Raw genomic sequence first — 12015 nt, 5'->3', positions numbered from 1 at the left:
GCACCAGGCCCTTTTTTATGCGGCACCACTCTTGCTCATAAATGGACATGACCAAAAAATATGTTCTAAGCTTTTCGAGCAAGGTAGCTCTCTCATTTTTCTTCGTCGCATTCTCCGAGATTTGCATCGGCAAGCTTTGCGCACCAGGCATTGCTACGACGTCGACCTACTATACTCCGGATGTTATGAAGATGTGTAACAGCGCCACCCCTTGCAAGGCCTTTAAGAAGGCCGTTTACTGGCAGGGTTCAGGCTCACTTCCTGGGAATAAAATCTATCGTCACACAGGCCATATCGAGTCCATAGGTTCTTGCAAAACCAGTATTGGCTCTGCAGGCACTTGTTTGATTCCTTATATCTCTGTAGCCGCGGATCCAAAATACTATGATCCAGGTGATATTATTCGAATGCCTGCCCTTAAAGGAAAAATCATGAACTTGCCTGGCGGCGGAACGATGGTTCATCCAGGATTTCTGATTGTCCAAGATGGTGGCGGCTATATCAAAGGTCGTAACCGCTTTGACTTTTACACCGGCAGCTTGGGACTCATGGAACCAAAAAAGCCCGGTCAAAAGAAAGCCAAGGTCGTTTACGAAAACTCTTTCGGCTATGGAGCTCCTAAGGATGTTCGCATGGTGGATACACGTGAGTGTGGCGAAAACAAAGCTTTCCATGTTATTCGTCGGGGTTATGTCGGTTATGAAGCCTCATTGGCAGCTATTGATGATGCCCTTCGTGATGCGGATCAAAGCACAAGAACCTTCATCGCAAGTCTTTCTGGTCAACGTTCTCCTGCTGGAGGATCTCGATAATGAAACCAATTAAGTTGTTTATCGTCGTTGTTCTGGTGAATTTTTTGGCTGCAAGCCTTGCAATGGCGGGCAAAGATATTTTGCCAAGCCAAGAGCCGGACTCTTCACCTATCAATATGTCAGAACCTCCGTTCTGGATGTCATCTTATGACGCTTTCAAAGACCTCAGAGAATCCCAGAAGGACTACTATCTAGAGAAAGTTCTGCCACTCATTACTCAGATTCCGTCACTCAATAAAAAGACCAAAAAGGACCTAGATGAGGCCCGAGAGTGGTATCAGTCCTGGGATCAGATTCGCAAAAAAGTTTATATTTATTGCCAAGACAAAAGCGTGGAAAAAACCTGTAACGAAATCGCTGACGTTCGCCTAAAGACCTTTGATCTTTTTGCGCGAACGCCCGCTTCAGATCCTCCTGAAGAAGAACATTCTTCCGAGGATTCTGAAGAGTAATCCACAAAACAAGTCACATCTTGAAAATTTCCAATGAAAGACACGACCTGAAAAAACTCTCTTAAATAGAATGATAATATTTAAGGGAGGGTCTTATGATTTGGACAATTGTCATTGGTCTTATCGTTGGGGCTGTCGCAAAACTTCTGATGCCAGGAAAAGATCCCGGCGGTTTCATTATCACAATTCTTCTTGGCATCGCAGGCGCCACTATTGCGCGCTGGATTGGGCAAGCGGTGGGCATGTACCGAGGGGAAGAGCCCGCAGGGATTGTTGCATCGATCCTTGGTGCCGTGCTGTTGCTGTGGATCTATAGAATGATCATGAAAAAGCGTGTTCACCACTAAACAGAAATAGAAAAACCGGGTGTTTTCACACCCGGTACAAAGTTTTTTCTGTCTTAAGCATTACTTACAGATAGAAAGTTCTTGGCTCCATTTAAGGATCGACTTGTACGAAGTCTTATCGCCCGCACGAAGTACTGCCCAGTAACGAGCGCCTCCGCGCCACTTGCCATCTACTTTACCCGCGATACGGAAGTCACGTTGCCCTACCCAACGGTTCAAGATACGAACACCGCAGCTTAGGTTTTTGAGTGGATCGTGAAGCTCTTCGGCGTTTTTAAAGCCACATCCGTAAGAGTTCGCACTCTCGATAGAGATCTGCAGAAGTCCGCGGCTAATGACCTTATTGCCATTGCTATCGTTGAAGTCTTCAGTGTACTTCGAGTTCGTATTGAAATTACTTTCAAAACGAGTCATCGCAGATATCATGAAGGTCCAGTAGTGCTTACGTTGAGCATCTGACATTTTGCTGTATTTCGGACAAAACAAAGAACTGTCTGCTGGAACGACGTCTAGCATATCTTGTCCAATAGTATCCAACTGTCTATTCACATGATCGGTCCAAGTTTTACCTTGAGACGTTTTTGCTTCCCAGAGAGGTGTTACGTCTCTTAATGCCTCTTCTTCTTTATCAGGTGGCGTTGGCGTCGGACTTGGCGTCACCGCAGGAGTCGGTGTCGGCTTAGGGGTTGGTGAAGGCGTTATTTCTGGTGTCGGACTCGGAGTTGGTGTCGGCGTTGGCGTTACTTCGGCTACAGTCTCGGAATCGGTGCTCGGCATCTGAGTCGTGCTAAAATCACCTTTTTCCAAGCAACCTGCAGTCAGTTGCATGCTTAAAATAATACCGGCGAATAAAATTGGTTTGTGGTATGTATTTTTCATACAACCCAGATCGGCAGCAGATCTCAGAGCTTAACGCCAAAAGCCAAAATTTCACAAAAAACTAGCCGCCAACAAATCCACAAATGACGCAAAACCCGCCACCAGAGCCATTTTCAGGACTTTTCATAGATAAAATCTGGACTAAATTAAATCAAAACGAATACTCCAAGCCCCATTCATGCCATGAACACATGAACATTCTCACTTAGCAGAATGGAGGAAGACTGAAATCAAGAAGCCGGCGCAAAGATATACGCTTTATGGATTTCTAATATTCTCTCTTAATATAGGTTTTTACCTATTTAATGTATTGGTATAATTTATTTTACTTATATTTCATGCCTCATTACAAATTACTCTTGGAAACGAAAGAGAGTATAGAATGAAAAAAATTATTTTAACTTCAGCTTTAATATTTCCATTTTTTTCTTTAGCGAGCACCGGCTTCACTTCTCACGGGGTGGGTCATGACTGTTATCAAGATTTTTCTGATGCCATAGCTGACGCCCAAAAAGATGCTGATAGAAATGCAGCGAATATGTGTGGGGAAGTGAGGGCTTGGAGAGTTTCCGAATTTCAGATAGTCGGTAATGGCGGCTACTGCACTGTTAGAGTTAAAGCTGAGTACGTTTGCCAATAATATGGCCTTATGTACTTGAGTCGCTCAAAAACTGCAAAAGCTCACCCCAAATCCCCGTTTCGAAGACGAAAAAAAACCCACGCTATTAACGTGGGTTTCGTATTCACAAACTATAAAAGCCAGGAAATTAGATACCGGCCTTGTGACGTTCTTCATCATCGACATGAGTAAGGATATGGAGGAAGGATGAAATCAAGAAGCCAGCGCAAAGATATACGCTTTATCTTCGCTACCGAGTTCAAATTTAGGAAAAATGCCGAAGCAAGAAAATAAATAGACGCCTTATTTGTTAATTACACCTTAATAAAATAAGGCATATTAATACAATAATATCAATAACTTAGATTACACTGAGGTTTTTGCTGAAAAAAACTTCGTCAGTTTTTAATACGAATTTCTGTTGGCATGGATTGCATATATTTTTAGACATCGGAGACTCTATGAGACTAAAATTTGCGATTTCTTTATTTTTAGTATTTGCACAAGCGACATTCGCTTCTGAAAATGAATGCAATAGCGAGAACATCTGCGTCGGCCAGCAATATTACGAAACCTTTTACTTAGATGGTCCACATCTTGTTACTGTTCTTGCAATCCAGCCTGATGGTAAGCTCATTGTAAGAAAAGATGAATACGGCCACGAAGTTACTGACAACTGGAAGTCTTCGCAACTTGCGAGAACTAGTGGTTGCAATAGTGAGAATATCTGCGTTGGTGAACAATACTATGAATCTTTTTACTGGGATGGACCCCACGTCGTCACTGTAGTTGGGATTCAGTCTGACGGAAATCCTGTCGTTAGAATTCGTCGAGGCGATGTCACCAAAAGAATTAAAACTAAGCATCTAACAAAGATTCCTAAAAACGACGTACCGTAAATTGGATCGTAAATCCCTAGTTAAATAATCAAAATATGTATCGAAAAGCGCAGACAAAAGATCTGCGCTTTTTATTTTTTCCAACAATACAAACAACGCGCAGAGCTTTCGGATTCGAAGACGAAAAAAAACCCACGCTATTAACGTGGGTTTCGATTCAAAAACTATAAAAGGCAGAAAATTAGATCCCCGCCTTGTGACGTTCTTCATCATCAACATGAGTAAGGATACCGCCCTTAAGATTAGGACGATAAGCCAAGTGGTTGATGTCGTAAATGAAGTTTGCGCCATTTACGCCTGGAGTTTGCCACTCAGGTCCCAAGCGGATTGCATCCACTGGGCAAGCTTCCTCACAGAAGCCGCAGAATACGCAACGAAGAATATCAATCTCGTAGCTAATAGGGAATTTTTCAACCGTTGGATCGTTATGTTCTGCAGCCGTGATTTTAATACACTCTGCAGGACAGTTCGTCGCACACAACATACAAGCTGTGCAACGAAGAGATCCGTCTTTTTTCACGGTCAAAACGTGATTCCCTTTAAAGCGAGAAGAGTACTCATACTTTTCTTCTGGGTAGTTGAGGGTCATCATTTGCTTTTTGTTGAAAATATTTTTCAACATATGCTTCATGGTGATACCCATGCCGCCCAAAATACCAATCAGATACCATCTGTTCTTTTCGGAATTGTTTTGAACTACGCTCATAGGCTACCTCTCTTAAACACGAATTCATTCTTTTTTCTGTGCTCAAGCATCACTTCATCAGTACGACGATTTGTCTCGACGAAAGTGTCAACTACTGGAGTTGCAGAGATCTTGATCTCTTGACCCGCAAACAATTGAACTGCTTGATCCAAAGTCAAAGCTTCAGAAACAACCGTTGTTACACGTTTGAACTTCTGTTCCATGCCTTGGTGATTAATGAATGTACCGTTCTTTTCTACGAAAGTTTTCAATGGGATCAAAGTCACATTGCCCTTCAAAGACTCAAGCTGTGCATTGCTGCCCGCTTGCATCCAGATCAGGTTCTGAGCTTTGCTCAACTCTGTGATTCTTTCTTTTAAGTCTGGGAACACAGCTTGGTTCTCTGGACCTGCAACAACCACAGTTTTGATAGCACCGCTATCAAGACCTGATTTCAACTCACCCCAAGAAGCGGTCACACCGTACTTCTCAAGAGTTTTCAACAAGCCTTTTGTATTTGGATTTTTGTCACCACGAAGGAGCAAACCATCGAAAGTTTCAAAAGACTCTTTGTTGTTGATCCAGAAGAAAATCTTCTTAGTTTTGAAAGTATTCACGAAAGTGCTAATGATTGCTTCGTACTCTTCAACTGTGTATTGAGCAGTCAATACCAACGCCAAAGATTCACCAGCAGCCTTGCTCAACACTGGAGCCAAGTCTTTCGCTGCCGCTCCTGGAGCCATTTCTGTCCAAGAACCGCCCTGACCTTTTTTCGCTTTCAAAAGACGAACGTCTTTGTTCACGAACTTATAGATGTCGCGACCTTCATCGCACATCCAGTGACCGTTCACAGCTTCGTTGTAAACTGGCTTCACGCGGAACATACCTTCTTTATTGAAGTATACCTTCACGTTACAACCCGTAGAGCAACCTGTGCAGACCGTTTCAGCATCTTTGAGATACCACACGCGCTGACGGAAACGGAAATCTTTAGAAGTCAAAGCTCCGACTGGGCAGATATCCACCACATTCAAAGAGTATTTGTTATCAAGTTGAACGCCTTCAACAGTACCGATCTCTGTACGATCACCACGGTTGAAAAGACCCAACTCAGAAGTTTTAGAAACTTCGTCTGTGAAGCGCACGCAACGAGAGCAAAGGATGCAACGTTCTGAATCCAAAACAACTGTCGGACCCAAATCCACTACTTTGTGTTTCTTTTGCTTCTTCTCAGCCATTTCGGGATCGTATTTACCGAACTCCATGTACTGATCTTGCAAACCGCACTCACCCGCTTGGTCGCAGATAGGGCAATCCAAAGGATGGTTGATCAAGTGGAAATCAAGACCCCACTTCGCAGCGTCTTTTACTTTCGCGGAAGTGTTGTTGATTTTCATGCCTTCAGTCACAGCCGTATTACAAGCGATCTGAACACGTGGATTTCCTTCAACCTCTACCATGCAAAGACGGCACACACCCGCAACGCTCAAGCCCGGGTGATAGCAATAGTGAGCAATCGACTCATTCATCTTGTACATTGCCTCGATGATCGTCGAACCCTCTTTTACTTCGATTTCTTTTCCGTTAATGGTGCATTTCGGCATACGTAGTACCCTTCACTTTAGAACGTCCTTCACGAACATAGAATTCAAATTCATCACGGAACTTGGAGACGAAACTTAATACTGGCAAAGCAGCGGCATCTGAAAGAGCGCAAATAGTACGGCCCTTCATGTTGTCAGCTACTTTCTCTAGAAGCTCGATGTCCTGTAAACGGCCTTTGCCTTCCAAGATCGAGTGAACGATCTTGTTCAACCAGCCCGTGCCTTCACGACAAGGAGTGCACTGACCGCAAGATTCGTGGTGATAGAAGTGAGTCAGAACTCCCAACATATCGACCATGCACTGAGAATCGTCGATAACGATCACAGCACCTGAACCAAGCATGGTGCCCATGCCTGCTAAACATTCATAATCCAAAGTCGCTTTTTCAACTTCCGCCGCCGTCATCACAGGAGCAGAAGATCCGCCAGGAATAACCGCTTTCAACTTACGGCCTGGCTTCATTCCGCCGCCCTCTTTGTTGATCAAATCAATCAAAGGATAAGCCAGTGGAACTTCGTAGTTGCCCGGCTTCACAACGTTGCCAGACAAAGAGAACAATTTTGTACCAGGAGATTTCTCGGTTCCGTGTTTACGATAAGCAGCCGCACCATCACGAAGGATGTATTTTACAGCTGCCAAAGTTTCTACGTTATTCACGATTGTTGGTTTACGAAGGTAACCTTGAACCGCTGGGAATGGAGGCTTCAATTTTGGTTGGCCTTTCGCGCCTTCCAAAGAAGAAATCATACCCGTCTCTTCACCGCAGATATACGCGCCAGCACCGCTGTACACGTCCATATCGTGGTCAAAGCCAGAGCCCATGATGTTTTTGCCAAGCAAACCTGCATCGTAAGCTTCACGAATCGCTTTTTCGACAACAGAGATTGGATAGTGGTATTCACCACGAATATAGATGTAGCTCTTTTTAGAACCGATTGCGAAAGCAGAGATGATCATGCCCTCGATCAATTGATGTGGAGCTCTCTCCATCATCATACGGTCTTTGAAAGTCCCAGGCTCGCCTTCATCGGCATTGCACAACAAATAACGAGGTTCATTATTTTTAGGAAGGAAAGACCATTTCGTTCCAGTTGGGAAACCCGCACCACCGCGACCACGAAGACCAGAAGCCTTCACTTCGTCGATGATTTGTTGCGGTTGCATTTTCAAAGCTTTCGCCAATTGAACGTAACCGCCATTCTTTTTGTAACCCTCAAGAGTTCTGAACTCGTCGAGGTGATAAAATTCCGTCAATAGTTTTGATTCCATTACTTCATCCCTCTCAACAAATTCATCGCTGATTCTGGAGTCAAATTCTCATAGTACTTATCATTTACTTGCATCATCGGAGCAGTTCCGCATGAACCCAAGCATTCCACTTTAGAAATCGTGAAACGACCGTCTGGAGTAATGTCGTTAAACTTCACTTTCAACTCGTGGCAAATGTGGCTTGCAAGTTCACGGCTGCCGTTCAAAGCACAAGAGATATTGGTGCAAACTTGCACGTGGTATTTACCCACCTTCTCTTGGTTGAACATTGTATAGAACTTAAAAACTTCGTTGATTTTACTTGCTGGAATTTCCATCGCTGCAGACAACGCATGAATCACGTCGTTATTCACCCAGCCGTTGTTTTCCTTTTGGGCAACGTACAGGCTAGGAATAATTGCAGACTCTTTCGTTTCGTAACGAGCGAGCTCCAACTTAACTTTTTTCAATCCCTCTTCAGACAACTTAAACATTCTATATACTCCGAATTAGCGGTCCAATTCGCCGGCGATAAGATTCATACTTGCGACCGTAGCAATCGCATCCGCAATCATCGAGCCTTTTACTACAGACGGGAATGATTGATAGATAGCGAAGCAAGGAGGACGTACTTTCAAGCGATATGGATTCGCAGAACCGTCACTGATCAAGTAGAAGCCCAACTCTCCGTTGGCAGCTTCAGTTGCATCGTAAACTTCTCCAGCAGGTGGACGAAGACCTTTAATGATCAACATGAAGTGATTCATCAAACCTTCGATATTTCCGTAAACATCTTTCTTCTCTGGAAGAACGATGCCTTTGTCACGGATGGTGTAATCACCGCCCGGAGGGTTTTTACAGATTTGCTCGATGATACGGATAGATTGTCTCATCTCTTCGATACGAACCAAGTAACGATCATAGATGTCACCGTTCGTTCCTACTGGAACATCGAAGTTCAAAGCATCATATCCATAATAAGGAGAGGCTTTACGCAAATCGAGGTTCACACCCGAAGCGCGAAGCAAAGGACCTGTGTAACCCCATTGAACAGCTTCAGCAGCAGTCACTGGGCAAACACCTTGGGTACGCTTAATGAAGATTTTATTGTCCAACATCAAACGAGAGATCTCGTCGACTTGCATGCGCATGTCTTTACAGAATGCTAGAACATCATCCCACCAGCCTTCTGGTGTATCTTGAGCCATACCACCCACGCGAGTCATCGACACAGTCAAACGAGCTCCGCAGAGTTTTTCAAACAAAGTATATACTTTTTCACGGTAAGTGAAGAGATGGAAGAACGCAGACAATGCGCCCAAATCCACGCCTCCAGTACCAACCGCGATAATATGATCGATGATACGAGAAAGCTCCGACAATACTACACGCATCGCTTGAGCTTTCGGTGGAATGTCCACGCCCAAAAGTCTTTCAACCGCTTTACAGTAACCTACGTTGTTCATAGGTGCTGAGCAGTAGTTCAAACGATCTGTGTATGGAATCACCTGATTGTATGGGTGAGTTTCTGCCATCTTCTCGAAGCAGCGGTGCAAATAACCGATTTCAGGATTTGCACGAACGATAGTTTCACCGTCCAACTCGACCATCACACGCAAAGTTCCGTGCATCGCTGGATGCGAAGGACCGATGTTCAAAGGAACATAGCGATCGTTCAAAACAGAACCGTCGACGCCAGGCTCATTGTTGAAATGAATTGGCAAAGGCTCTGTGCAATGTTGTTGGTGATCCGCTTCGTAATCTTTGCGAAGTGGATGACCCACGAACTGATGATGAGTCAAAATTTTACGAAGGTTTGGATGGCCTGTGAAAACGACTCCAAACATGTCGAATGCTTCACGCTCGAACCAGTCAGCACCAACCCATGTGTTGATCGCAGACTCGATGGTCTCGCCTTCTGCGACCGCGCACTTGATACGCAAACGAGAAGAATCTTTTGAAGAGAACAGGTGATAAACGACATCAAAACGTTTTGCGCGGGACGGATAGTCCACACCGCAGATGTCCATCAAGAAATCAAAACGTTGCGTCGCCTTGAAATGACGAAGAACAGGAATGATGTCTTCTTTCGGAATCTCGAGAACGTCATCACCGAAAGCGTGTACGAATTTGTAATTGGCGACGTTAAACTTCGACGCCAGGTCTTGTTTAATATTATCAAGCTTGCTCATACGGAGACTTCCAATTGTCCTTCCAAGGACGTGGTGTATGTTTCGCGATCATTCTTTGCAAAGCCATCACGCCATCCAAAACCGCTTCTGGAGTTGGAGGGCAACCTGGAACGTAAACGTCGACAGGGATTACTTTGTCAGCGCCTTGAAGTACGTGATAAGCGCGGTAGAAACCACCAGAGCTTGCACAAGCGCCCATAGAGATCACGTATTTTGGTTCCAACATTTGTTGATAGATGCGCACGAGAACTGGAGCCATCTTTTCAGTGATTGTTCCCGCAACAAGCAACAAGTCCGCTTGGCGAGGAGAGAAACGCACAACCTCTGCTCCGAAACGAGCAAGGTCATAACGTGGCCCCATCACAGACATCAGTTCAATCCCGCAGCAGGCAGTTCCGTACGGCATTGGCCACAAAGCATTTTTTCTACCCCATGCAACGATATCATCTAGACGAGTTGTGAACGCATAACTGCGTGACATATCGTCGATAGATTGAGTTGCTAAATTCTGACCAGGTTTTGTCTGATCAGCTCCATTAGCTGTATTCATGTGAACACTCCATTTTCATTTGACTCTCAATTAGTTACAGAAAATCCCGAGCCATGACAACTAGATAGATAATTTAGAGACTCGGTCTCATTTACTTCAACGCGCACGCTCCCTGACTGCTGTTTAGGTTTGATTCTCGAGAAAGCTTGTTCCTAGAATTGAAAGTTAGAACCAACGAAGGTTTGTTAATACAACATGAGAGGGGGAATTCATGTTATTGCACATTTTTACGGCAGTTCTGGGCCTCAGTTTGACGGCTCAAGCAGCTCCTAAGGAAGCAAAACAAGATCTTTTGATTAAGCTTGCTCCAAATGCAGCATACAGCATGCAGGCTTTTGCACAATTTGAAGGCAATGGCGCCAAAGTTGAGCAAATTAATGACCAATGGATTCGCGTTGAAGGGGGGAAACTCAGCGCAAAAGCCGTTCAGGCCATGGCTCAAGGCACAGGTATCGAATACGTTCAACCGAACTATCCGATTCGTTTATTGGAAGACTACACAGTTCAAGATCCACTCCGTCGCGCGGCTATTAAAAGATTCGCAGCTCGTCAGGATGTAGGCGTTCAGAAAGACAAAAAGTATCTCGACAATCCAGATATCGTTGATGCGCCACAACAGCGCGCTGGTATGGATCCGCTTTTCAACAACCAATGGGGCATGCAAAACGCCAACGTAATGGATGCATGGAAAGTAACCAAGGGTTCTCCGGAAATGATCGTGGCAGTTATCGACACTGGCGTTGATTACACACACGAAGATTTACTGCCAAATCTTTGGAGAAACTCTAAAGAAATCGCAAACAATGGAATTGACGACGACGGCAATGGCTATGTTGACGATATGGTTGGTTGGGACTTCGTTTCTAATGACAACAAACCTTACGACTTAGCAGTAGAGCCTCTGCAACTATTGACTGGCGGTAACCCAGGTCACGGAACTCACTGCGCTGGAAACGTTGCAGCTCGCAGCGATAACGGTATTGGTATTGCGGGTGTTGCTCCGAACGTAAAAATCATGTCTTTGCGTTTCATCTCTGACAAAGGCCAAGGCACAACTGCTGACGCGATCAAAGCGATCCGTTACGCGGTTGATAATGGCGCGAAAGTTCTTTCAAACTCTTGGGGTTCTGAGGGTGAAGATCCAGCAGATGGTCAAAGCAACCAAGCTCTTCGTGATGCTATCCAATACGCTCAAGACAAAGGGACTCTTTTTGTTGCAGCGGCTGGTAACGGTCACCAAGGTAAAGGTTATGATAACGACAACGATCCAAAACCTGCATATCCTGCAAGCTACCCACATGACACAATCATTTCTGTAGCGGCTTTGGACGTGGCTAACAACTTCGGTTCTTTCTCGAACTGGGGTGTTAAGTCTGTTGATATTGGCGCTCCTGGCGTGAAGGTTTTCTCGACAACTGTTGGCAGCGAATACTCTGACATGGTGATCGACAAGTATGGCTTCAAAGCAAGCTGGGACGGAACTTCTATGGCGACTCCACACGTTGCTGGTGCGGCGGCTCTTTACTGGTCTGCGCATCCAAGCAAAACATGGCAAGAAGTAAAAGCGGCTATCATGGCGACAGCTCAAAAAATCCCTGCGGCGCAAGGCAAACTTGTGACAGAGGGTAAACTCGACGTAAATGCGTTGATGCACTACTAAGATTTTTTCTTTGAAAATCTACAAAGGGATGGCGACAAGCCATCCCTTTTTTATTATAGTGGGGCCC

Annotated in this window: 13 protein-coding genes; 6 read left to right on the top strand and 7 right to left on the bottom strand. The window is 44.8% G+C overall.

Going from position 1 to position 12015, the window contains the following annotated elements; genetic code table 11:
• Positions 1 to 47 precede the first annotated feature (47 nt).
• The 3 genes from ACLWBB_RS04025 to ACLWBB_RS04015 all read left to right on the top strand — a co-directional run bounded on the left by ACLWBB_RS04025 (position 48) and on the right by ACLWBB_RS04015 (position 1611).
• Positions 48 to 812, top strand: a complete 765-nt coding sequence (locus ACLWBB_RS04025; protein WP_413290288.1) for a 3D domain-containing protein — start codon at positions 48 to 50, stop codon at positions 810 to 812.
• On the top strand, positions 812 to 1264 hold the full coding sequence (locus ACLWBB_RS04020) for a hypothetical protein (RefSeq protein WP_413290287.1): 453 nt from the start codon (positions 812 to 814) through the stop codon (positions 1262 to 1264). The genes ACLWBB_RS04025 and ACLWBB_RS04020 overlap by 1 nt, the downstream gene beginning before the upstream one ends.
• Before the next feature lie 95 nt (positions 1265 to 1359).
• A complete protein-coding gene (locus ACLWBB_RS04015; protein WP_413290286.1) occupies positions 1360 to 1611 on the top strand; it encodes a GlsB/YeaQ/YmgE family stress response membrane protein in 252 nt (83 codons plus the stop codon).
• 60 nt (positions 1612 to 1671) lie between these two features.
• Here ACLWBB_RS04015 and ACLWBB_RS04010 read toward each other — a convergent pair whose 3' ends face one another.
• Complete coding sequence (locus ACLWBB_RS04010) at positions 1672 to 2490, bottom strand: transglycosylase SLT domain-containing protein (protein WP_413290285.1); 819 nt, start codon at positions 2488 to 2490, stop codon at positions 1672 to 1674.
• A 382-nt stretch (positions 2491 to 2872) separates the two neighbouring features.
• Here ACLWBB_RS04010 and ACLWBB_RS04005 point away from each other — a divergent pair, with 382 nt between their 5' ends.
• Positions 2873 to 3130, top strand: coding sequence for a hypothetical protein (locus ACLWBB_RS04005; protein WP_413290284.1), 258 nt, complete (start codon positions 2873 to 2875; stop codon positions 3128 to 3130).
• Between the two features lie 440 nt (positions 3131 to 3570).
• Positions 3571 to 4008 (top strand): hypothetical protein, encoded by a 438-nt coding sequence (locus tag ACLWBB_RS04000; RefSeq protein ID WP_413290283.1) that lies wholly within the window; start codon positions 3571 to 3573, stop codon positions 4006 to 4008.
• A gap of 181 nt (positions 4009 to 4189) precedes the next feature.
• Here ACLWBB_RS04000 and ACLWBB_RS03995 read toward each other — a convergent pair whose 3' ends face one another.
• The 6 genes from ACLWBB_RS03995 to ACLWBB_RS03970 are packed head-to-tail and all read right to left on the bottom strand — an operon-like array spanning position 4190 to position 10288.
• Positions 4190 to 4714, bottom strand: coding sequence for a NuoI/complex I 23 kDa subunit family protein (locus ACLWBB_RS03995; protein ID WP_413290282.1), 525 nt, complete (start codon positions 4712 to 4714; stop codon positions 4190 to 4192).
• A complete protein-coding gene (locus ACLWBB_RS03990; RefSeq protein ID WP_413290281.1) occupies positions 4711 to 6297 on the bottom strand; it encodes a 2Fe-2S iron-sulfur cluster-binding protein in 1587 nt (528 codons plus the stop codon). The genes ACLWBB_RS03995 and ACLWBB_RS03990 overlap by 4 nt, the downstream gene beginning before the upstream one ends.
• Complete coding sequence (gene nuoF / locus ACLWBB_RS03985; RefSeq protein WP_413290280.1) at positions 6278 to 7567, bottom strand: NADH-quinone oxidoreductase subunit NuoF; 1290 nt, start codon at positions 7565 to 7567, stop codon at positions 6278 to 6280. The genes ACLWBB_RS03990 and nuoF overlap by 20 nt, the downstream gene beginning before the upstream one ends.
• Positions 7567 to 8040, bottom strand: a complete 474-nt coding sequence (nuoE, locus tag ACLWBB_RS03980; protein WP_413290279.1) for an NADH-quinone oxidoreductase subunit NuoE — start codon at positions 8038 to 8040, stop codon at positions 7567 to 7569. Before nuoE ends, nuoF begins: the two co-directional genes overlap by 1 nt.
• Positions 8041 to 8055: 15 nt before the next feature.
• Entirely contained in the window at positions 8056 to 9738 is a 1683-nt protein-coding gene (nuoD, locus tag ACLWBB_RS03975; protein WP_413290278.1) for an NADH dehydrogenase (quinone) subunit D, read from the bottom strand.
• Positions 9725 to 10288 carry an NADH-quinone oxidoreductase subunit B gene (locus ACLWBB_RS03970; protein WP_413290277.1) on the bottom strand — a complete coding sequence of 188 codons (564 nt, stop codon included), beginning with the start codon at positions 10286 to 10288 and terminating at the stop codon, positions 9725 to 9727. The genes nuoD and ACLWBB_RS03970 overlap by 14 nt, the downstream gene beginning before the upstream one ends.
• 211 nt (positions 10289 to 10499) lie before the next feature.
• Here ACLWBB_RS03970 and ACLWBB_RS03965 point away from each other — a divergent pair, with 211 nt between their 5' ends.
• Complete coding sequence (locus tag ACLWBB_RS03965; RefSeq protein ID WP_413290276.1) at positions 10500 to 11948, top strand: S8 family peptidase; 1449 nt, start codon at positions 10500 to 10502, stop codon at positions 11946 to 11948.
• The last annotated feature ends 67 nt before the right edge of the window (positions 11949 to 12015 follow it).

Source organism: Bdellovibrio sp. HCB337 (genome assembly GCF_047302465.1).
Classification (GTDB): Bacteria; Bdellovibrionota; Bdellovibrionia; order Bdellovibrionales; family Bdellovibrionaceae; genus JACMRP01.
The sequence above is the reverse complement of the archived record's forward strand: the minus strand, read 5'-3'. Positions and strand labels throughout refer to the sequence as shown.